Source organism: Novosphingobium aquimarinum (assembly GCF_009746585.1).
GTDB classification, from domain to species: domain Bacteria; phylum Pseudomonadota; class Alphaproteobacteria; order Sphingomonadales; family Sphingomonadaceae; genus Novosphingobium; species Novosphingobium aquimarinum.
The window spans coordinates 1-21,573 of record NZ_WRPO01000014.1 but is presented as its reverse complement, the minus strand read 5'-3'; the positions used below and the strand labels follow the sequence as shown (position 1 = coordinate 21,573).

Annotated in this window: 21 protein-coding genes and 1 pseudogene; 15 read left to right on the top strand and 7 right to left on the bottom strand. The window is 65.9% G+C overall.

What is annotated here, in order from left to right:
• The first annotated feature begins 1 nt into the window (after position 1).
• The 3 genes from GQO94_RS13900 (at position 2) to GQO94_RS13890 (ending at position 2,524) form a co-directional block, all read left to right on the top strand.
• On the top strand, positions 2 to 616 hold the full coding sequence (locus GQO94_RS13900; RefSeq protein ID WP_332310845.1) for a RadC family protein: 615 nt from the start codon (positions 2 to 4) through the stop codon (positions 614 to 616).
• A 188-nt stretch (positions 617 to 804) separates the two neighbouring features.
• Positions 805 to 2,046 (top strand): tyrosine-type recombinase/integrase, encoded by a 1,242-nt coding sequence (locus GQO94_RS13895; protein ID WP_063987280.1) that lies wholly within the window; start codon positions 805 to 807, stop codon positions 2,044 to 2,046.
• Positions 2,047 to 2,086: 40 nt separating this feature from the next.
• Entirely contained in the window at positions 2,087 to 2,524 is a 438-nt protein-coding gene (locus GQO94_RS13890; protein WP_156842037.1) for a thermonuclease family protein, read from the top strand.
• Between the two features lie 18 nt (positions 2,525 to 2,542).
• Here GQO94_RS13890 and GQO94_RS13885 read toward each other — a convergent pair whose 3' ends face one another.
• Genes GQO94_RS13885 through GQO94_RS13865 form a run of 5 tightly spaced genes read right to left on the bottom strand, consistent with a single transcriptional unit; the run spans position 2,543 to position 8,416 of the window.
• Positions 2,543 to 3,436 (bottom strand): 3'-5' exonuclease, encoded by an 894-nt coding sequence (locus tag GQO94_RS13885; RefSeq protein ID WP_156842036.1) that lies wholly within the window; start codon positions 3,434 to 3,436, stop codon positions 2,543 to 2,545.
• The gene (locus GQO94_RS13880; RefSeq protein ID WP_156842035.1) at positions 3,423 to 5,471 is read right to left on the bottom strand and encodes an ATP-binding protein; all 2,049 of its coding nucleotides are present in this window, start codon (positions 5,469 to 5,471) and stop codon (positions 3,423 to 3,425) included. Before GQO94_RS13880 ends, GQO94_RS13885 begins: the two co-directional genes overlap by 14 nt.
• Entirely contained in the window at positions 5,468 to 6,790 is a 1,323-nt protein-coding gene (locus GQO94_RS13875) for an SIR2 family protein (protein ID WP_156842034.1), read from the bottom strand. The genes GQO94_RS13880 and GQO94_RS13875 overlap by 4 nt, the downstream gene beginning before the upstream one ends.
• A 23-nt stretch (positions 6,791 to 6,813) precedes the next feature.
• Complete coding sequence (locus tag GQO94_RS13870; protein WP_156842033.1) at positions 6,814 to 7,830, bottom strand: nucleotidyl transferase AbiEii/AbiGii toxin family protein; 1,017 nt, start codon at positions 7,828 to 7,830, stop codon at positions 6,814 to 6,816.
• Positions 7,823 to 8,416 carry a DUF6088 family protein gene (locus tag GQO94_RS13865; protein ID WP_041575670.1) on the bottom strand — a complete coding sequence of 198 codons (594 nt, stop codon included), beginning with the start codon at positions 8,414 to 8,416 and terminating at the stop codon, positions 7,823 to 7,825. Before GQO94_RS13865 ends, GQO94_RS13870 begins: the two co-directional genes overlap by 8 nt.
• 219 nt (positions 8,417 to 8,635) lie before the next feature.
• Here GQO94_RS13865 and GQO94_RS13860 point away from each other — a divergent pair, with 219 nt between their 5' ends.
• Positions 8,636 to 9,397, top strand: coding sequence for an ArdC-like ssDNA-binding domain-containing protein (locus GQO94_RS13860; RefSeq protein ID WP_198045967.1), 762 nt, complete (start codon positions 8,636 to 8,638; stop codon positions 9,395 to 9,397).
• A gap of 17 nt (positions 9,398 to 9,414) precedes the next feature.
• On the opposite strand, the gene GQO94_RS13855 is transcribed toward GQO94_RS13860, so the two are convergent.
• Together GQO94_RS13855 and GQO94_RS13850 are read right to left on the bottom strand one after the other, a co-directional pair.
• The gene (locus GQO94_RS13855; protein WP_156842032.1) at positions 9,415 to 9,852 is read right to left on the bottom strand and encodes a hypothetical protein; all 438 of its coding nucleotides are present in this window, start codon (positions 9,850 to 9,852) and stop codon (positions 9,415 to 9,417) included.
• A 5-nt stretch (positions 9,853 to 9,857) separates the two neighbouring features.
• Positions 9,858 to 10,499, bottom strand: a complete 642-nt coding sequence (locus GQO94_RS13850) for a hypothetical protein (RefSeq protein WP_156842031.1) — start codon at positions 10,497 to 10,499, stop codon at positions 9,858 to 9,860.
• 127 nt (positions 10,500 to 10,626) lie between these two features.
• On the opposite strand from GQO94_RS13850, the gene GQO94_RS13845 reads away from it, so the two are divergent.
• From GQO94_RS13845 to GQO94_RS13795, 11 genes and pseudogenes are all read left to right on the top strand, one after another.
• A complete protein-coding gene (locus GQO94_RS13845) occupies positions 10,627 to 11,841 on the top strand; it encodes a tyrosine-type recombinase/integrase (RefSeq protein ID WP_156842030.1) in 1,215 nt (404 codons plus the stop codon).
• Positions 11,838 to 12,779 (top strand): tyrosine-type recombinase/integrase, encoded by a 942-nt coding sequence (locus tag GQO94_RS13840; protein ID WP_156842029.1) that lies wholly within the window; start codon positions 11,838 to 11,840, stop codon positions 12,777 to 12,779. Before GQO94_RS13845 ends, GQO94_RS13840 begins: the two co-directional genes overlap by 4 nt.
• On the top strand, positions 12,776 to 13,768 hold the full coding sequence (locus GQO94_RS13835) for a tyrosine-type recombinase/integrase (protein WP_156842028.1): 993 nt from the start codon (positions 12,776 to 12,778) through the stop codon (positions 13,766 to 13,768). The genes GQO94_RS13840 and GQO94_RS13835 overlap by 4 nt, the downstream gene beginning before the upstream one ends.
• Positions 13,769 to 13,844: 76 nt before the next feature.
• Positions 13,845 to 14,183: pseudogene (locus tag GQO94_RS13830) on the top strand (zincin-like metallopeptidase domain-containing protein); the annotation flags it as partial.
• Positions 14,183 to 15,130 (top strand): hypothetical protein, encoded by a 948-nt coding sequence (locus GQO94_RS13825; protein ID WP_156842027.1) that lies wholly within the window; start codon positions 14,183 to 14,185, stop codon positions 15,128 to 15,130. The pseudogene GQO94_RS13830 and the gene GQO94_RS13825, both read left to right, overlap by 1 nt.
• A 160-nt stretch (positions 15,131 to 15,290) precedes the next feature.
• Positions 15,291 to 17,429 (top strand): ParB/RepB/Spo0J family partition protein, encoded by a 2,139-nt coding sequence (locus tag GQO94_RS13820; RefSeq protein WP_156842026.1) that lies wholly within the window; start codon positions 15,291 to 15,293, stop codon positions 17,427 to 17,429.
• Between the two features lie 60 nt (positions 17,430 to 17,489).
• Entirely contained in the window at positions 17,490 to 17,711 is a 222-nt protein-coding gene (locus GQO94_RS13815) for a hypothetical protein (RefSeq protein WP_053553347.1), read from the top strand.
• 66 nt (positions 17,712 to 17,777) lie between these two features.
• Entirely contained in the window at positions 17,778 to 18,194 is a 417-nt protein-coding gene (locus GQO94_RS13810) for a hypothetical protein (protein ID WP_156842025.1), read from the top strand.
• Positions 18,191 to 18,454 (top strand): DUF6117 family protein, encoded by a 264-nt coding sequence (locus GQO94_RS13805; RefSeq protein ID WP_156842024.1) that lies wholly within the window; start codon positions 18,191 to 18,193, stop codon positions 18,452 to 18,454. The genes GQO94_RS13810 and GQO94_RS13805 overlap by 4 nt, the downstream gene beginning before the upstream one ends.
• Positions 18,451 to 18,747, top strand: a complete 297-nt coding sequence (locus tag GQO94_RS13800; protein ID WP_156842023.1) for a hypothetical protein — start codon at positions 18,451 to 18,453, stop codon at positions 18,745 to 18,747. Before GQO94_RS13805 ends, GQO94_RS13800 begins: the two co-directional genes overlap by 4 nt.
• Positions 18,748 to 18,900: 153 nt before the next feature.
• On the top strand, positions 18,901 to 21,462 hold the full coding sequence (locus GQO94_RS13795) for a strawberry notch-like NTP hydrolase domain-containing protein (RefSeq protein ID WP_232332935.1): 2,562 nt from the start codon (positions 18,901 to 18,903) through the stop codon (positions 21,460 to 21,462).
• The last annotated feature ends 111 nt before the right edge of the window (positions 21,463 to 21,573 follow it).

The following is a 21,573-nucleotide window of genomic DNA, read 5'->3' as shown; positions in this document are numbered from 1 at the left end:
AATGCGATCATTGCGGGAGGCCATGTCGGACGAGCGGCAACTTTTCGATGAATCTCTTGGCGGGGACAAGGGCCAAGATGCCGCGCACGACAGCAGCGGCCATCGCGCCCGGCTGCGCAAGCGCTTGCTCGAAGGCGGGGACGATGCGCTCGCCGATCACGAAGTCATCGAATTTCTGCTGATGGGCGCAGTCCCGCGCCGCGACACCAAGCCGCTGGCCCGCGCACTGATCGCGCGATTCGGATCGCTGGCGGGCGTCCTCAATGCCGATGCTGCGACGCTGCGCGCCCATCCCGGCATGGGCGACGCGACTGCCGCCGCGCTGAAGGTCGTGGCGGTCGCGATGCGCCGGCTAGTGCGGCAGGAAGTGCGCGAAAAACCCGTGATCGGCTCGTGGCAGGCGCTGATCGACTATCTGATGGTAGACATGGCCGACCTGACGCACGAACGTGTCCGCGTGCTCTACCTCAACACCAGGAACATGCTGATCCTCGACGAAAAGGTGGCGGACGGCGATATCGACGAGGCCGCGATCCATCCGCGCAAAGTCATCCACAAGGCGATGGACATCGGCGCGACCGCGCTGATCCTGGTGCACAACCACCCCACTCACTGATTTCGATCCCGCATGATCACGCTCAATACCGTTGAAACACTAGGAAAATTGGCGTTTTTTGGCATTGCGTAGTGGGGACGGTTTTGGCAAATTGGGGGCGGTTGAAGGGATAGAAAACGGCTTTCCGCTCCCAGCAAACGATCCCCGTTTCTCCTCGACCGATCCCAGTTGCGGACAAGGAGGAACGCATGCCAGCCCTGACCGACACCACGATCCGACATGCGCTGAAGCGCGTCGAGATCAGCCGCAAGCAGGAAAATCTGGCCGATGGCGAGGGGCGCGGCACCGGCCGACTCGTCCTCGTCCTCAAGCCAATGCCGAAGCGCGTCACCGCCGACTGGATGGCGCAGCAATGGCGTGACGGCAAACGCACCAAGAAGAAGATCGGCGCCTACCCCTCGATGTCGCTCGCGCAGGCCCGCGAGATTTTCAAGCGCGACTATGCCGACGTCATCCAGAAGGGCCGGAGCATCAAGATCGCATCCGACACTCGCCCCGGCACCGTCGCCGATCTCTTCGAGGGTTACGTCGCTTCGCTCAAAGCCGCCGGCAAGCCCTCCTGGAAGGAGACGGAGAAGGGCCTCAACAAGATCGCCAACACCCTTGGGCGCAACCGCCTCGCCCGCGAGATCGAGGCCGAGGAAATCGTCGAGCTGATCCGCCCGATCTATGAGCGCGGCGCCAAGTCGATGGCCGACCATGTGCGTTCCTATATGCACGCGGCCTTTGGCTGGGGCATGAAGTCGGACAACGACTATCGGCAGCAGTCGGCTCGCCGCTTTCGCATCCCCTTCAATCCGGCGACAGGCATTCCGACCGAACCAAAGGTCAAGGGCACCCGCTGGCTCGACGAAGACGAGTTCGTGCAGCTCTATCGTTGGCTGGAATGCCCCGACACGCCGGTTCACCCGCCCTATACCCGCGCCGTCAGGATCATCATGCTGACCGGCCAGCGCGTCCAGGAGATCGCGAGCCTTCACATCGACCAGTGGGACGCGAAGGAAAAGATCATCGACTGGTCGAAGACCAAGAACAATCAGCCCCATGCCGTTCCGGTGCCTGAGCTGGCCGCAGAGCTACTCGCGTCCATCAACGTCAACGAATATGGCTGGTTCTTCCCGTCGGCCACAGACCCGTCCAAGCCTGTCAGCCACGGCACGCTTTACTCGTTCATGTGGCGCCAGCGGGACCGCGGCGTGATCCCCTATGTGACGAACCGCGACCTGCGCCGAACCTTCAAGACGCTGACCGGCAAGGCGGGGATCTCGAAGGAAATCCGCGACCGCCTTCAGAACCATGCGTTGCAGGACGTCAGCTCCAAGCACTATGACCGCTGGCACTACATGGTGGAAAAGCGCGCGGGCATGGCGAAATGGGACAAGTTCGTCCGTGCCATGCTCGCCAAGAAGCGCCTGAAAGCGGCGGCATAAGCCTCCGGCGCACCATAAAAGGCGGAAGTGAAAAACGACTATGCGTATCGTAATGGGGCTGGCCGTGCTGGCGGCACTGACCACAGCGACGGCGGCCAAGGCCGATCCCTGCAAGGCCATTCCCGACCGCGGCCCGATGCCGTCCTATCTCCATCGCGGCGCGCACTTCTCCGGTCCCGTGGTCTATGTCGGTGACGGCGACTCCTTGTGCGTGGCCGTCGGTCAAGGGCCGGCCAACTGGGTGGAGATCCGGCTGGGGGATTTCTACGCGCCCGAACTTCACTCTCCCACCGGCCCCGCCGCCAAGGCCGCGCTGGAGAAGATCGCGATGGGTCGGAATGCGGAGTGCGTCGCCAACCACCAGTCCTACGACCGCGTGGTGGCCACCTGCCGGATCGGCGGGCGCTCCATCGGGGACTTGCTGAAGGCCGCCGGGAGCATCGAGGGCGGCAATGGATACGGCCAGGGCAAGCAATAGCCCGGCCCTCGACGGCGTTCAGATCCGGTCTGAAAACCGATCATACGCATCGATCCGCCGAACCGGGGGATCGACCTCATACCGATAGATTTCCGTTCTCAAGAACCGCAGCTCGGCCTCGCGTTGAGCTTCGGGAACGTCGATATACCATGCGCGCGGCTGCGGGCCGGGATCGCCGTTCCAACGGTATCCCCGTGCTTTGAGGACATCCTTGAGGTCGAAGGGCGAGTTCTCCGCCCAAATGCGCCAAGAAACGGCACGAGCGCCGTCCAGGAGGCGGCTAAGACCCGTAACGCCAGATCGGGGCAGCCCCATTGCCAGCAACTCGACCGTAGCAAGACAGTCGTGCATCGCGCGGTGGCGGTCGTAGAAGAAGCCGGCGGCTTGAGCGAGATAGGCGAGTTTCGTGCCCTCGAACCCCTCCGCGGCCCAATCGATCTGGTTGAGCGAGCAAGCCCACGGCTTCGTCGAAAACACGTCGCTGAATCGTTCAAGAAAGCGGCGGTCGAACGCCGCGTTGTGCGCGATGACGAGCGAAGCCGGCGCCGCGAATGTGGCTACCGCTGCGGGATCAATAATCTGGCCGGCCACCATCTCGTTGGTGATGCCCGTGATCGCGGTGATTTCCGGGGCGATAGGCTCGCTCGGCTGACGCAGCCCTTGGAAGCTGTCGCCCACGCTGAAAACGGTGCCATCCAAGCCATAGTTGAATGGCGTCATGGCGAGTTCGATGATCTCGTCGCGCTGAGGGTCGAGCCCCGTGGTCTCTACATCGACCACCAGGCCAAGGCGCAGCGGGGTGCCGGGAGGCGGAACGGTGCGAGGGCGTGGCTTGAGACGCCGGATCACCCGGTAATCCCCCGTGGCCTCCAGTGTCTGCGCCAGAGTCTCCAGATGGTCAGAAGATGTCATCGCCCGGCGCTTCGTTTACCGCCATCGGCTCCCCTCCAGCCACCGCAGCAGCGGCGTCGGCCGGCCGGGGCGCGAGGCGAATGTCAGCGGCTCGACCTTCTTCGTGGAACCACAGATCGACGACGGCGGTATCGTCGCTCCGCGGCCGCGGGAATGCCTCCCTGACCTTGAAGGTCGTCGGCAGATTCACCGACGTTCCAAACACCAGCGCGTGCTGCCGAGGCAATGACGGCAACCGCTTCAGGACCGACTCTGAGATGAACGGAGTCATCTGGCGAATCTGGGAGAGATCGTCGGGATTCTGGATTCGGTGAACCAGGAAGTTGGAGCACTGGCTGAGAACCGTCTTGGACAGCTCGCTCGGGCGCTGAGACGCCAGCAGCACGAACATGCCGTATTTGCGTCCTTCCTTGGCGATGCGCTCGAAAATCTTGGTGGCGTCGATGGAAAAGCGGGACGGCGTAGAGGCGACATATCTATGAGCCTCTTCGAGCAGTAGGTGTATCGGGAAGCGGTTTCTCGGTTCCGCATGGCGAAGAAACCGAAAAAGCATGCGTGCGATGACCGCACTGACCAGCTCAACGATTTCATCTTCGACGGAATTGAGATCAATAATAATGATCTGATTGCGTTTGGTGAACGACTCTCCGGCCGCCCTTTGCAGACCGACGATGTTGGTCAAAAACTCCAGATCGCTTACGGCCGCGTCAACGTCAGCTCCTTCGTGACGCAGAAAGGCATATTCTGTTCTCTCCTGGAGGGATCTGAGCCGCGTGACCATGGACGAGCAGTAGTCTCGGATTTGGCGATTGCCGTGAGCCTCCTCGTAGAGGATCGCGAAGTCGAGACACTCGTGCAGCTCATCAAAAGAGAATGGTGTCCGATTATAGGCTGGTAAGGGCGCGTCCTCCCGGAGCTTTTTTCTCACTTCGTCCAGAAACGCCGATTGGTTGTTCCCCGAAAAATTTCCATACTGAAAATTGGGATTGAAGCGGTTCAGAAGCGCCATATTCAGGTCGTTTGTCGGATACTTCTGGAGGAGGGAGACGACGCGCTGAAATTTCGATACGGGGGAGTCGCCATCTGCCCCTCGAAAACACTCGATGATGCAGGTGGCGACAAAGTGCTCGCGCAGCGCCAGAGCTTCTGGCGTATTGGCATGAAAGAGACTTGTCAGACCTAACGCCGTCCGAAGAACCGGCAGTTGTGTTCGCTCGCTGGCCTGCAAGAGCAGTTCCCATTCTGCCATCTCCAGGAACCAATGCGGCATACGGAAGCCAGCCGCCGTGCCGTCGAGGACGACGCGCTCGACCCCGATGGCTCCCTCCTTCGCGGAAGCGGCCAGAGCGGCATGATACTCGCCATTGACGTCGAAGACGACGAAGGTCGCGCCGCGGGCGTGATGCTCCTCCGGCTTGCTGAAAAGGGACTGCAAGACCGAGGCGACCGTGCAGGACTTGCCGCTGCCGGTATTGCCCAGGACGGCGACATGACCGCCGAAGAACTCGTTCAGCCGGACCTTGATGTCGTAGTTCTCGAACACCACCGACTTGCCGATGGGCAGAACCCGATAGCGCGTGGCCCCTTCGGGTTCGCAGGCGCCACCATCCGGGCCGACTGACGGCTCGACGGCCGCCTCGGTCTCGAAGATGCGATCGAGTTCGCCGTCCAGTGCATAGAGTGCGTCCGCATACAGAGACGGGAAAACGGACACACCGAAACGGAACGCGCCGCCACGCATCGGCAACATGCCGACCGGCACCACGTCCAGATATTTTGATGAGCCAGCCCGATCGAAGTCGCCTCGCTCGGATGGAGTGCTCGCGTCGCGCTCTCGCAGACCGACAACCTCGACCACGACATATTCCGACTGCGATGGAATCATCAGGAACGATCCCAGCCGCGCCACATAATGCACGCCGTCGAAGCCAACGACCGTGAAGTTGTCGGTGCCGACGTGCATCTCCACGACAAAGCGGTCGGCCGCGACCGAGACCACCTTGCCGATCGCGCGTTTGCGATCGTCGTGGCTCATGCCTCGCCATCCTTCGTCTCGTCGTCCCTTTTCGGCGCCAGTTCGGACAACACCTTGCGAACGGCGTCATCGATCCTGTCGCTGGGACGCTGCGGCATGAAATGCTCGACGATCATGTCGAAGTAGTGCGCCCTCGTCCCCTCGGCAGGACCGTCGCCTCCAATGATCCAAATGCGCGGGTCGCGCAGCGCCCGCAGCTTGGCGATCTCGCCGGCCGTATCCGGCGCCGCGAAGATCACCAGACGGAACGTCGGGATCGTCAGCGCCTGGTAGATGATGTTGTTCAGGTGCTCATCGCCGAAGGCGTAGCCGGCCGTGATGAGAACGCTCTGCTCGCGCACGATCCGGGACTGAAATTCCCGGAACAGGTCCGCGTAGGGCGAGCCGAGTGAAGAGTTCTGCTTCGCCGGCGTCGGATAGATCAGCATCTGGTTCGTGGATTCCGGCGGCCAGACCTCCTTGATCGGGAACAGGCCGTGATCGTCCTCGGTCCAAGTGACCGAACCATGCAATTTGCAGAGATAGACGAAGGCGTCGACGGCGGTCCACTTGCGGCTGGCGACGTCGAGCTGCTCGGCCAAGGCATAGCGGAAGATCGCCGGGTTGAAGCGACGTTCCACCACGCCGGAAAAGCCGTTGGCATAGGGAATGCCCAGGCGATCCATCGCCAATTCGCTGAAATGATCGTAGTTGGTCGTGAACACCCACGGCCGGGGCAAGGACCGATCTCGCAGGACCAGCTTCTTGTAGAACCGCTCGTAGAGGTCGCGCACGGTGGTGTCGCCCTGCGTGGCGAAGGCCCCTTGGGTGACACGGGTCCATAGGAAGTCCTGGACCTTCTTGATGATGCCGTCGAGAACACCGCGGTAGGGGTGAAGATCGGGATTCTCGCTCTGGCGCAGCACGAACTGCTGCGCGAACAGCACCTCCATCAAGCGTTCCAGGTTCCGGCTGTAGTCCTTCGCCAGGTCGATCCCGAGCGCATCGAGATAGTCGAGTTCGCCCTTGGTCAGCCGCCACGGCGCCGGGGCAGCGCCGACGACCGGCGGATCACCGTAAAATCCCGCCGCCCGCGCCTCGAGGGTTTCCCCACAGAACTCCTTGGCCAGGGGCGCCATGGTCGCAATGCCGAGTTCCTTTTTGTCCCTCATCAGGGAGGAACATCCAGCGCCGAGCAAAAACGCGATATTCTTGGCGTTCATGGCCTCGGAAATCGCCTGGCGGGCGCTCTCGATCCCCTTGTTCCAGTCGAGTTCCGATGGATCGGCATCGCCGTTCCGCAGAAACTGGAATTTTCGTTCGTCTCCGACTTCGCTCATATACCCCCGATCCCCCCAGTTTCTTATTTGACCGCGCTGTTCGCGCGCGCGGCTATATCGGCGCACCGCGCCATGAGCGCCTCGAACGGCTCCGCGTCATCGAAGAGCAATCCATCCTCGACCATGCGGGCATAGTCGTCCTCCAGCGCCTTCGCGCCATCGCCGGCCGGCACGAGCTGCAAGCCGCCGTTGACGGCCGCTGCATAGTCGATCGGCGTGCGGTCGGCGGCCTTCTCCGCGAAGAACATCGACTTGTGGCGGGCGACTGCGTTGGCCAGTTCGCGATCGGCGAATGCAGTTTCCGCGAAGCCGGCTTCATCCAGCCGGACGACATCGTGCCAGTGTCGTGCGAAGCGGTCGCCGCGCAGCCGTTCCTGGAGGCAGAAGACATGGATGGCGGTCGCCTTCTCCCAGAAGGTCCGCTCCGCGTGCATGACGCGCGGCCGCGCCGTCGGGAATATCAGCCCGTCGATCAGGCCGGCCGCATCGCAGACGACGTCGCGCAGGCTCGCCGGTTCGCCCGTCGAGCGGGCGCCGAACTCCAGCATGACGCTGGGCGCGACATAGCCGGAGCCGGCCGCGGTCGCCTCATAGTCGATAAAGAGCTTGTCATCCTCGACGCGAATGGCCGCCGCCAGACCTTCGGCGGCCAGCGCGGTCGCGATCACGGGCTGCACGGCCTCCGCGACCCAGACCGGCAATCGCCGGCGGACCTCGCTGGACCACCGCTTTTCCTCGCTCCGGGTTTTCGGCAGGCCCTCGCCATTGTCCCCGACCAGATCGGGCGCGATCGCCCGAATGTCGTAGGTCAGATCCACATCCTCCGAAAACCGGCGGATGACCTGATAGGCTTTCGACAGCGACGTGCCGCCCTTGAACACCAGATGTTCACCGAGCGGCGCGGCGTAGAGGGTCGCCAGCGCCCACACCACCCACACATCCTTTTCGAGAAGATGGGTCGGACGGCCCAAGCGGTCGGCAGCGACGCCCAACGCATCGCGCCGATCCTCGGCCGAAAGCTGGAGGAAGACGTCAGCCATACGCCACCCTTCCCACGCTCTGCGCGAGCCACGTCGGAAGCTGCGGCGCGGCGGCGACCAGTTCGCCGAACACGCCGGGCGGCATCTTCCGCTTCAATGTCGTGAGCGCGGCCTCCGCCCTTTCGGGGCCGAGCCAGGCCAGCGCCCGCACGGCCTCCCCCGCCGGGCGGTTGGCCAGGGCCAGTTGCCAGCGCGGCGCGTGCCGCAATTCCACGACCTGCTTGCCAAGGTGCATCTTTCGGCTGCGCCCCGAAGTCAGATAGACCGAGCGGACAGGCACCTGCGTCGTCAAGCCAAGGGCGTTCGCCGCGGCGGCGCCGTTCGAGACGATGATCTCCCCCTTTTGCGTCGCAAGGGCCTCGACAGCCTGCTCGACCGAAGGTGCGCGCGTGCCGAACCGGCTGGCGATGGGACGCAGATAGACGCCACGACCGGCGCGGATGAGCTGCCCGCGCTCCGACAGGCGCGACAATGCCTGATCCACGGCCGCCCGGTTTCCGAGGTGGAGCAGGCCCTTGGCGGACACGGGGACGCCTTCGGGCAGTCCCGTCGCATGGGCCAGAATCTGTTCGGTCAGCCGTGTCATCGTCTTTCTCCTGTCGGAAATATATGCGAGTTTCTGACAGTTTTCAAGGAAGCCCGGATAGGGGAAAGCCTTCCCCTGCGGCCGAGCCAGGGTCTCGGCCGACCCCTTCTGCGGGGAGAACCCCGCAACACCCCCTGGAGAGTGAGAGTGCGGACGGGGTTTCCGTGACGGGTTGAGGGCTGGAGAAGAGGTCTCCGGCGCCCGTCGCGGAGAACCGCGATGTTCAGGAACGACCGCAACGGGCGTGCCGGCTCCGGCCGGACGAACCTTTACGACGACATCACCAGCAAGATCATCGCCGAACTGGAGGCGGGCCGCTTCCCCTGGGTCCAGCCCTGGGGATCGGCCTCGGTCAAGGCGCCCCTCGCCATGCCGAGAAACGCCGCGACCGGGCGGCACTATTCGGGGATCAACGTGCTGATCCTCTGGGGCGCGGTGATCCAGCACGGCTTTCCCGGCCAGAGCTGGCTCACCTTCCGCCAGGCCCTGTCGCTTGGCGGCAATGTCCGCCGCGGCGAACACGGCACCACCGTCGTCTATGCCGACCGTTTCACGCCGGAGGACGAGAAGCGCCGCGCCCGCGAGACCGGCGAGGAAGCCGCCGCGATCCCGTTCCTCAAGCGCTTCACGGTGTTCAACGCGGCGCAATGCGACGGGCTGCCGGAGGATGTCGCCATTGTGGCTCCACCGCCTCCGCCCGGCCTCATCGAACCGCAGGTCGAGACCCTGATCCGCGCGACCGGCATCGACTTCCGCATCGGCGGCGACCGCGCCTTCTATATGCCGGCGCACGACTTTGTGCAGGTGCCGCCGCCCCAGGCATATTTCGAGCCGATCAACTGGCATCGCACGGCCCTGCACGAGCTGGGGCATAATGCCGTAACCCGGATTATGCCGCATGGCGTCCGGGAAGGGCGGGCTTCCCCTGTGTTCGCGGCTCATCGGTGCGGCATAATCCGAGGCATCTGCGGCGCGGGATGACGCGCGACGAGCTGATCTCAGAGCAGTTGGCGCGGCTCGCTCACCTCTTCGGCGTCATGGGTGGCGGCATGCACCTCGTCGCGGATGATCTGCCGGGTGATCTCGTCGAGATGGGCGGTCAGCGCCTGGCTCAGCTCCTGGAACTCGGGCCAGAGCGTCATCTGGACAAAGCTGGCCGGGGCGGAGAGCATCACCGTCTGCCGGTGCATCCGCGCATAGCGGAACGGTTTGATGCCATAGCGCCGGCACAAGGCGATGAAGAGCTGGCGCGACCAGCGATCGGGAATCGAGAACTTGAACTCCTCGGCCTGCTCTTTCCTGCTCGCGGCCTCGAACTGGCGCCGGATCCGCTCGGCCGCGGCACCGGCCGCCGATCTCTCGCCCGCGGTCGCAGCACCGGCATAAAGCGCCTCGATCTTGCGCAGCTTCTCGCGAAGGCGATCGTCGGACAGCATCGGCGTCAGTGGACCGTCGGCTTTGCGGTGGAAATGCCCTCGAGCATCTGCCGCCGTGCCCGGGTGCAGGATAGCACGGCCTCGTGGATCTCGGTCTCCATGATCCGCGTCAGCTCGTGCAGGTTCTTGAATGTCGCGCCGAGCGTGCGATCGTCGGTATCGGGATCGCGCGACACCAGCTCGCAGAGGCCGGCCATCATCGCGCGCAGCTCGGAGAGATGTCCGACAGCTTCATGGGCCCGCTCGGGCAGGTCGATGGCCTCCTCGCCGTTGAACAGCCCTTCGATGAACCCATCGAGCTCCTCACGGCGGATGAGCCCGTACTGAGCAAGGTTGGCGGCGGTGGGCTCCATCGGCACGCGCGCCAGCCGGAAGGGCTGGCTGCGCTTCTGGTGCCGCGTCAGGTCGTTCCACAAGCCATGGACCAGCGCGTTGAGCAGCCCGTTGAGCTCGTCCATGCCGTCGAACACCGGCAGTTCGCCACCCCACAGACCCTTGATGATCTGCAGCGGCGAGGCGGCAAGCGCCGGCGTTGCGATGTTGCCGAGGAAGCGCGTGCGAACCTCATGGAATGGGACGGGACAGCCGTGCTTCTCGAGCATGGCCCTTGCCGCCTTGTCGCTCGGCGCGCTGTTGGCCTTCTTCATACCCCCTCCCGACTATACGTCGACGATCGCCTTGCCGCGACCGGTCGACCGTGGGTGATCGATAGTCTTGCAGTCACCGCGTCCGCAAGGGCCGGAATCGGACTCCAACAGCACGGAGTCGAAGACCATGACCAGCATCATGAAGACCAGCATCGATCCTTATCTGGACTCGTTTACGCAAAGCTTCGCTGAGGCGCATTACAAGCCGTCGACGATCAAATATCACCGCGACCTCGCGCAGAGGTTCGGCCGGCTGATGGATGAGGCCGGAATAGCGCCGTCGGCGCTGACCCCGGACATTGCCGAACAGCTGGCGCGAACGGTCGCGCAAGGACCAAAAAGCCTGATCCGCTTCCACCGGCTCGCACGCAAGCTCGCCGAGCATCTGATCGAGATCGGCGTGGCGCCGCCGGTGCCGCTGAGCGAGGCGGAGATCGCCCGCCGTGAGCTGCTGAGCGACTATGAGACCTATCTCACGAAGCAGCGGGGCCTCAGCCCGCGCACGATCTATCATACGCTGCGCTTTGCCGACCGCTTCCTCCACCACCGCTTCGGCACGGCGATGTTCGACCTCTCTGGGCTTCGGGCCGCCGACGCCATCGCCTTCGTCCAGCATCTGCTGACCAGCAGGCATGTGTACCGCGACAAGACCGCGGTGACGCACCTGCGCATCTTCTTCCAGTATCTGTTCGGCCGCGGCATCACGGCGACGAACCTTGCGCTATGCATCCCCAAGGCGACGAAGCGCTGGGATGCGCGGCTGCCCCGCCACCTCTCACCCGAGGGCGTGGAAGCGGTCCTTAGCGCGGTGCGCGGCAACCCCCGGCACGGCGCACGCGATTATGCCATGCTGCTGCTCATGGCGCGGCTGGGTCTGCGGGCTGCCGAGGTCGTCCGGATCACGCTCGACGATATCGACTGGCGCGCGGGCGAACTGCTCGTGCGCGGCAAAGGACAGCTGCACGACCGCGTGCCGATCACCGCCGAGGTCGGCGAGGCGCTCAGCCGCTATCTGCGCGACGAGCGCGGCCCGGGCAGCTGCCGGATCCTGTTCGTCACGCACCGGGCACCGCATCGCCCGTTCAAGGACAGCCAGATCGTCAACGACATCCTGAAGGATGCTCTCGCAGCGACGGGGCAGAAGCCCGTCACCCCTTATGTGGGATCGCACCTGCTGCGTCACAGCCTGGCGACGCGGCTCGTCAATGAAGGCGCGTCGCTCGACGAGGTCGGCGACATGCTGCGGCACCGGTCGCGCTCCTCGACCTTGGTCTATGCCCGGCTCGACATCGACGGGTTGCGGTCGATCGCGCAGCCTTGGCCGGCGGGAGGCGTGCAATGAACCTCGCGCTCCAGCTCGATCATTATCTCGGCGTTCGGCGCAGCCTCGGCTATGATCTCCAGACCTCCGAACGCGTGCTTCGCCGCTTCGTGCGGTTCGCCGACAGCGAGGGTGCCGGCCGGATCGACACTGTGCTGTTCCTGCGCTGGGACGCGAGCCTGCCCGCCGCAGGCACCGCGACGCGAGCCGCCCGGCTCACGATGGTGCGGCTGTTCGCACAGTGGCTCAGCAGCATCGATCCGGTGCACGAACCGCCCCCGCGTGGGCTGCTGCCCGACCGCTCGCACCGGACGCGCCCCTATATCTATAGCGAGGCCGAGATCGCAGCGATCATCGCGGCGGCCGCCGAGCTGCCGTCGATCTACGGCATGCGCGGGCTGACCTGCTCGACCTTCTTCGGCCTCATCGCGGTGACGGGTCTCAGGATCAGCGAGGCCCTGGCGCTTGATCCGGAGGACCTCGATCTGCCAACGGGCGTGCTGCGCGTGCGGCGAGGAAAGCTCGGCAAGGAGCGGCTGCTGCCGCTTCATCCTTCGGTCATGGCGCAGCTCATCCGCTATGCCGCCGAGCGCGACCGGTTGCTGGGCGGCAAGGCCGACGCCTACTTCGTCAACTGCGACGGCAGGCGCGCGACCGAATGGTGGGCCCGCTACAACTTCGCGCACGTGTGCCAGCGGATCGGCCTGCGCAACCCGCAGCCCTATAATCGTCACGGCCGCGGCCCGCGCATCCACGACCTGCGCCATACCTTCGCCGTGCGCACGATGATCAACTGGTACCGGCAGGGCTTAGATCCGGCGCGCGAGATGATCCGGCTGACCACCTGGCTCGGGCACGCCCAGCCCGAGAACACCTACTGGTACATCGAAGCCGTGCCCGAACTCCTCGCGCTGGCGATGGCGCGGGCGAGCCATGACGCCGTGGAGGCAGGCCGATGACCGCCATGACCCTGCCCGCGCTCATCCAGCGCTTCTTCACCGACCGGCTGTGCACGCAGATGGAAGCGAGCCGGCATACCGTTGCCGGCTACCGCGACACGTTCCGGCTGCTCATCCGCTATGCAAGCGCCCGGCGTGGCAAGCCGCCGGTCAGGCTCGCGGTCGAGGACATCGACGCCGATCTCGTCGCCGACTTCCTCGTGCACGGCGAGACGGCGCGCGGCAACTGCGCGCGCAGCCGCAACACGCGGCTCGCTGCGATCCGCTCGTTCTTCCGCTATGTCGCGATGACCGATCCGGCCCGGCTGCTGCACTGCCAGCGTATCCTGGCGATGCCGAACAAGCGCTATGTGAGGCGCGCGGTGACGTTCCTCGACGCAATCGAGATCGCGGCGCTCTTGGCGGCTCCCGATCGCACGACCTGGGCGGGGCGGCGCGATCATGCACTGCTCCTGCTTGCGCTCCAGACCGGCCTGCGCGCCTCCGAACTCGTTAACCTCAGATGCAGCGACGTGGTGCTCGGCACGGGCGCTCATATCCGCTGCATGGGCAAGGGCCGGAAGGAACGCTCGACGCCGCTGCGACGCGACACCGCCAGGCTGCTCAAGGCGTGGATCGGCGACAATGGCGACGACAAGCGGCCGCTGTTCCCGTCGCTGCGCGGCGGGCCGCTGAGCCGCGATGCGCTTGAGCATCTGGTCCGCAAGCACTGCCTTACGGCATCGCGCACATGCCCGAGCATCGCCTCGAAGCGGGTGACGCCGCATACGTTGCGCCACAGCACCGCGATGGACCTGCTCCATCACGGCGTCGACCAGGCGGTGATCGCCCTCTGGCTTGGGCACGAGTCCGTGGCGACCACCCAGATCTATATCCACGCCGACATGCGGATGAAGGAAAAGGCCCTCGCGCGCGTCGCCGCGCCCGCGGCGCCAACGGGCCGGTTCCAGCCCGACGACCAGCTCCTCGCGTTCCTTGAAGGCCTCTGATTATGCCGAACTGCCGCATGGCTGATGTACAGGGGAAGACGGCGCCCAGCAGACGCCATGCGGCATAATCCGGGTTACGGCATTATGCGAATTATGCCGATATCGGCATAACGGCCACGCGACCGGCCATGCCTCCCGGCTCGGCCGTGACCTCACCGGCGGCTTCGGCTCGAAGAAATACGCCTTCGAGGAGCTGGTCGCGGAGATCAACGCCGCTTTCTGCTGCGCCTCGCTCGGCATCACGCCCACCGTTCGCCATGCCGACTACATCGGCTCCTGGCTCGAAGTGCTGCGCGAGGACAATCGCGCCATCGTGCGCGCCGCGTCCCAGGCCAGCAAGGCAGCCGACTGGCTGCTTAGCTTCCTGCCGGACGCCGACATCGGCATGGCCGACGACGAACGGGAGGCGGCGTGATGAACGCCCCCGTCTTCCCCGCACTAGCGCCATCCCCCGAACAGCAGGCGTCCATCCGCCTGCGTGTTCTCAGCCTGGGCGCCGGCGTCCAGTCCACCACGCTCGCCCTGATGGCCGCGCTTGGCGAGATCGGCCCCATGCCGGATTGCGCGATCTTCGCCGATACCGGCTGGGAGCCGAGGGCCGTCTATGAGCATCTCGCCTGGCTGCGATCGCCCAACGTCCTGCCCTTCCCCGTCCATATCGTCTCGGCCGGAGACCTGCGCGCCGACCTTCTTGCCGGCGCGCGCGGCGAGCGATGGGCCTCGATCCCGGCCTTCACCCGCACCGTGACGCCGGCAGGCGCGGAGCTGCCCGTCTATGACGAGGACGAGAACGGTGATCTCGTCACCATCGGCTCCCGCATCGTGCCGACCGAACGGGTCGGAGTCGGCATGATCCGCCGCCAATGCACCGGCGACTACAAGATCGCGCCAATCCGCCGGAAGGTCCGCGAGCTGCTCGGCATCGCCGGCCGGCGCTCGCCAAAGGCGCCCATCGCCGAACAGTGGATCGGGATCTCGCTCGACGAGGTGCTACGCATGAAGCCTTCGTTCGAGCCGTGGCAGATCAACCGCTGGCCGCTCATCGAGCAAGGCATGACCCGTCTGGATTGCCTGCGCTGGCTGGATCGGCACGACTACCCCCTGCCACCCAAGAGCGCCTGCATCGGTTGCCCGTTCCATTCCGACGATCATTGGCGGCGGATGCGCGACCACGATCCCGAGGCTTGGGCCGACGCCGTATCGGTCGACGCCGCCATTCGCACCGGATTCCGGGGGATTCGTGGTGACGTCTATCTCCACCGTTCCGCGGTGCCGCTCGACCAGGTCGACCTGTCGACCGATGCCGATCGCGGCCAGCTCGATCTCTGGCCCAACGAGTGCGAGGGCCTGTGCGGCGTGTGATGATCCTGAAAACCGGAAAGGCGGAGAGGCGGGCTTCCGGCTTCACGCTTTTCCGCCCGCCCGGCGCGGCCCTCCTGAGAGTGAGAGGGCTGCGCTTCGCTTCGTGACGGGTCGGAGGTCGAGAGAGAGGCTCTCGGCCGCCCGTCGCGGAGTAACGATCATGGCGACTGCCATTCAGAAGATCACCCTGTCGTCGGCGCGCGACATCCCCTTCAACAAGCTGGTGCTGAGCCAGTCCAACGTCCGGCGCGTCAAGGCCGGCGTCTCGATCGAGGAGCTGGCCCAGTCCATCGCCCGGCGCGGCCTGATCCAGAGCCTGCATGTCCGTCCCGTCCTCGACGCCGATGGCGCCGAGACCGGGATCTTCGAGGTGCCCGCCGGCGGCCGCCGCTATCGCGCGCTCGAATTGCTGGTGAAGCAGAAGCGTCTGGCCAAGACCGCGCCCGTGCCCTGCGTCGTCGGCGACGCCAACAGCGGCATCCTGGTCGATGAGGTCTCGCTGGTCGAGAACATCGAACGCGCGCCGCTGCATCCGCTCGATCAGTTCCGCGCCTTCCAGGCCATGCGCGAGAAGGGCATGACCGAGGAAGCCATCGCCGCCGCCTTCTTCGTCGGCGTCAATATCGTGAAGCAGCGCCTGCGCCTCGCTTCCGTCTCGCCGGTATTGCTCGAGATCTACGCCGACGACGGCATGACGCTCGAGCAGCTCATGGCCTTCACCGTCAGTTCCGACCATGCACGCCAGGAGCAGGTCTGGGACGCGATCAAGGATGGCTGGCAGAAAGAGCCCTATCACATCCGCCGGATGCTGACCGAGACCACGGTGCGGGCTTCCGACAGGCGGGCCGTCTTCGTGGGCGTCGAAGCCTATGAAGCGGCCGGCGGCATCGTGTTGCGCGACCTCTTCCAGTCCGACGACGGCGGCTGGCTGCAAGACCCGGCTCTGCTCGACCGCCTGGTGGCCGAGAAGCTCAAGACCGCCGCCGACGAGATCGCGGGCGAAGGCTGGAAGTGGGTCGAGGCCGCCCTGAGCTTTCCCTACGGCCACGAGCACGGGCTTCGGGAGCTTGTCGGAACGGCGGTCGACCTGACCGACGAGGAGCGCGCCACTCGCGAGGCGCTGCGTGACGAGTATGACCGGCTCGAGGCCGAATATGCCGAAGCCGACGAGCTGCCCGACGAGATCGACGCGCGTCTCGGAGAGATCGAGCAGGCGCTCGACGCCTTCGAGCAGCGCCCGGCGATCTACGATCCGGCCGACATCGCCATCGCCGGCGTCTTCGTCAGCCTCGACGCCGACGGCTCGCTGTCGGTGGACCGTGGCTATGTCCGCCCCGAGGACGAGCGCCCGGTCGATCCCGAAGGAGACGATACGACGGAGGCGGACGGCGACACCGGCCATTCGGCCACGCCCGCCGTTCAGCGCGCCGTCGTCACCGTCGGCGGCCAGACCGCGGAGCCGGAAGACGACGAGGAGGACGGCATCAAGCCGCTGCCCGAGCGCCTCGTCATCGAGCTGACCGCGCATCGAACGCTGGCGCTGCGCAACGCGCTCGCCGAGCATCCCGACGTCGCCATGACCATGCTGCTGCACAAGCTGGTCAGCGATACCTTCCGGCGACCCGCGCCGACGGGCTGCCTCGAGGCCAGCGTCCGCCACGTCTTCTTCTCCGCCCAACCGGAGGAGCTGAAGGACAGCGGCGCGGCGCACGAGATCGCCGAGCGGCACGGGCGCTGGGGCGATCACGTTCCCGCCGACGACCAGGCGCTGTGGGACTGGCTCACCGATCTCGATCCGGGCACGCGCCTCGATCTGCTCGCCCATTGCGTCAGCTTCGGCGTGAACGCGCTGTTCGAGCGGCCGAACCCCTACGGATCGGGCGTCAGCCAGCATGGGCTGGATGTCCGCCTCGCCCAGGCCGACCGGCTGGCGCGCGCCACTGGCCTCGACATGGTGGCGGCGGGCTGGCGGCCGACGGTCGGCAACTATCTCGGCCGCGTCACCAAGCCCCGCATCCTCGAAGCCGTCCGGGAGGGCGCCGGCGAACGGGCCGCCCAGCTCATCGACCATCTGAAGAAGGGCGACATGGCCAAGGAGGCCGAGCGCCTGCTGGCCGACACCGCCTGGCTGCCCGAGCCGCTGCGCCTGATCGATCCCCATGACGGGGAGACCATCGAACCGGGCGCGGAGGCCGACGCCGACGACGAGGCCGCCTTGCCGGCCTTCCTCAGCGAGGACGGCGACGAGGATGCCGAAGAGATCGAGGACGAGGACGCCCTGACGATCGCGGCCGAATGACCCTCACGGCGGGGGAGCGGCGAGAGGTCGCTTCCCCGCATCTTCGTAAGGAGACCTTCCATGATTGAACCCGACCCGTCCGCCACGCGCCGCGTCGTCTTTCAGTATCTCGTGCCCGTCCACGTCGAAGTCGAAGACGGTCTCGTCGTTTGCGTCACCGTCATCGACGAAACGCCGGTGCGCGATCCAACCTTGGTCGAAGGCGAGGCCGGCTATCTGCCGGAAGCCGTCGCCGCCGCCGACGATGGCCAGCCCTGGCCATCCTGGCGGTTCGGCTACTGACCCCTTCGATCATCCCTCAACCGAGCCCGGCCATCGCGCCGGGCTTTCTCGTTTCAGGAGCCTGTCATGGCCAACTATTTCACCCATTTCTCGTGCCTGCTCGACGTCGGCACGCCCGAGAACGCCGCCCGCGCGCTCGACCTCTACAACACGCTGTCCGCGGAAGGCGCGTCGGAGGAACCACCCTCCGAGGGCTTCCTTCTGTCGATCGAGCCGCAATACGGCGGCACCGAACTCTGGATGCGCGACGACGTGACCGGCGATCCCGAGCGCCTCATCCAGTTCGTGAAGCATTGCGCCGCCGAGTTCGGCCTCACCGGCAGATGGGGCTTCCAATACGCCAACACCTGCTCGCGGCCGCGTCTCGACGGGTTCGGCGGCGGCGCCCATGTCCTCGACCTCGCCACCGGCGAGACCGTGGACTGGATCTACACCGATGGCTGGCTTGCCCAGACCCTCTCCGACGAGGGAGGTCCGCTATGAGCATCCCCTCCCATGCCCGGAGCAATTTCCAGACCCTGCTGCGCGCGGCGGGCGACGGCAATCTCGCCCTCATGGAGTGCCTCGACGCGGTGACAGGCAGCCCGCGCTACGTCATCTGCGCCGTGGGGCGGGACAACGACGACTACATCTTCACGCCCTTCGGCCATCTCGCCGACGGCAATCCCTACGACGCCTATCTGCCGCCCGATCCCGACGATCCCGAAGGCTTCGTGCGGCCCGAGACGGGAGAGGCGCCATGACCGACATCGACGCCATCTTCGCGGCGGATCGCCAGCATCCGCCGCATGAGCGGTCTCTGCCCTGGCCGGAGACCAGAGGCGGCCTCACCGTCGTCGTCGAGCCCAAGCCTCACTGGGCCGGCGACATGCGGGCGTTTCGATCCGATGCTCGGGAATATTGCGCCTATGCCGACTGGACCGTGAACGGCGCTCGCGCGCGGTTCTTCGGCCATGTCGATACCTGCGGCGATGATCTGATCCGCAAGGCCCGCACGCTCGTCGCCTCCGAGATCGCGGATGGGCTCTGGCGCTGATCCCCTCGAAAAGCGCCCCACCTCACGGTCGGGCGCTTTTTCCGTGCGGGCGCCTTGAGAGTGAGAGGGCCGCCGGGACGGGTTTGAGCCGGTGCGGTCGAGAGAGAGCGCCGCGCGGGCTCGCCTTTTTCCGCTCTCCTTGAGGTTCCCACCATGACCATGATTTCCGCATCCGCGGCGGCGACCGCCGCCGCGCCGCTTCCGCTCGGCTCCAATCCCGAACCCGCCGCCGCCATCCTCGCGGCTGCCGACCAGCTCCTGCCTCATCTCGAACGCGGCGAGCGCGTCGACGCCGCCGCCCTGCGTACGGCGATGGAGACCGCCTTCGGCGCGTCGGACGCCACCGGCGCCTGGGACTGGAAGACGGCCTATGACGCCTGCGAGGCGGCGACCGTCCTGTTCCTCCGTAAATACGGACGTGCGCTTTTCCGCAAAGCCGGGTCTCCGGCCGCCCGCCTTTCCGCGCTGTCGAAAATCGCCAACCTGCTGCCGACGCATACGCGGCGTTCGGCGGAGAGCCAGACCTTCCAGCAGTTCTCGACGCCGATCCCGCTCGGCCTGGTCGCCGCCCACGCCGCCGCCATCACCCCGGCCGACCGGGTGCTCGAGCCGTCGGCGGGCACCGGCCTGCTCGCCATCCTCGCCGAGATCGCGGGCGGCGCGCTCGTTCTCAACGAGCTGGCCGACACCCGCGCCAATCTGCTGTCGCTGCTCTTCCCGGCCATTTCCGTCACCCGTTTCGACGCGGCGCAGATCGACGATCATCTCGATCCCGCCGTGATGCCCAGCGTCGTGCTGATGAATCCGCCCTTCTCGGTCATGGCCAATGTCGAGGGCCGCATGGCGGACGCCGCTTACCGCCATGTCGCCTCGGCCCTGGCGCGTCTGGCCCCCGGCGGCCGGCTCGTGGCGATCACCGGCGCCAGCTTCGCACCTGACAATCCGGCTTGGCGGGACGCCTTCGTCCGGTTGCAGGCGCGCGGGCGCGTCGTCTTCTCCGCCGTCATCGACGGCTCCGTCTATGCCAAACACGGCACCACCATCGAGACGCGCTTGACTGTCATCGACAAGCGGCCCGCCGACGATCCCGCCGTGTTTCCGGCAGCGCCCGGCGTCGCGCCGGATGTCGCAACGCTGCTGGGCTGGATCGACGAGCAGGCGCCGAAACGGCTCGCCGTCGATCCCTCCGTCGTGGTCCCGGCCATCGCGCCTGCCACCCCGCGCAGCGTGCGTGGCTATATCAACCGCGCCGCCAAGGCCGTCCCGACGACTGCGCCGATGGCCGAACCGGAGGGCCTGCCGCTCGCTTACGAGACCCAGGACTGGCTCGCCGGCGAAGACGGCCGTCTATCCGAGAGCATCTACGAGGAATACGGATTGCAGGCGATCCGTATCGCCGGCGCCCAGGCCCATCCGACCCGGCTGGTGCAGTCGGCCGCAATGGCTTCGGTCGCTCCGCCCAAGCCGAGCTATCGGCCAAGCCTGCCGCCCAACATCCATGAGCTGCTGTCGGACGCCCAGCTTGAGACCGTGATCTATGCGGGCGAAGCGCACGCGGACCATCTCGCCGGGTCGTGGACGGTGGACGCCACCTTCGACATCGTCACCGCTGCGCGCGAAGATGCGGAGAACGCCGCTCGCTTTCGGCGCGGCTTCATGATCGGCGACGGGACCGGCGTCGGCAAAGGCCGTCAGTCCGCGGCGATCATTCTCGACAACTGGCTCCAGGGCCGCCGCAAGGCGGTGTGGATCAGCAAGTCCGACAAGCTGATCGAGGACGCGCAGCGCGACTGGTCGGCGCTCGGCATGGAACGCCTGCTGGTCACGCCCCTGTCGCGCTTCCCGCAGGGGCGGCCGATCACGCTGCCGGAAGGCCTCCTGTTTACGACCTATGCCACGCTACGCTCCGATGACCGCGGCGAGAAGGTTTCGCGCGTCCGGCAGATCGTCGAATGGTTGGGCTCCGACTTCGATGGAGTCCTCATTTTCGACGAGGCGCACGCGATGCAGAACGCCGGTGGCGGCAAGGGAGAACGCGGCGACGTCGCCGCCTCGCAGCAGGGCCGCGCCGGCCTGCGCCTCCAGCACGCGCTGCCGAACGCCCGCGTCGTCTATGTCTCCGCGACCGGCGCCACCACGGTCCACAACCTCGCCTACGCCCAGCGGCTGGGCTTGTGGGGCGGCGAGGATTTTCCATTCTCGACAAGGGCCGAGTTCATCGAGGCGATCGAGGCCGGCGGCGTCGCGGCGATGGAGGTGCTGGCCCGCGACCTGCGCGCTCTCGGCCTCTACACCGCCCGTTCGCTCTCGTTCGACGGCGTGGAATACGAGCTGGTCGAACACGCGCTCAGCCCTGAGCAGACCCGCATCTACGACGCCTATGCCGGGGCCTTCGCCGTCATCCATAACAATCTGGATGCGGCGATGGAGGCCGCCAACATCACCGGCACGTCCGGCACGCTGAACCGGCAGGCCAAGTCCGCCGCCCGCTCGGCCTTCGAGAGCGCCAAGCAGCGCTTCTTCGGCCATCTGCTCACCAGCATGAAGACGCCGACCCTGATCCGGTCGATCAGCGGCGACCTGGAAGCCGGCCATGCCGCTGTCATCCAGATCGTCTCGACTGGCGAGGCGCTGATGGAACGCCGCCTGGCCGACCTGCCGACCGAGGAATGGAACGACGTTCGCGTCGACATCACGCCGAGGGAATACGTGTAATGTTGAGCTCAACATTACACGTATTCTTTGCAGTCGCAGTTTATGTCGAGCGTGGCGGCAGGAGGCGCAGGTTTCCTTCGGTTTTCCATGATTTCACTCCAGATAATATAT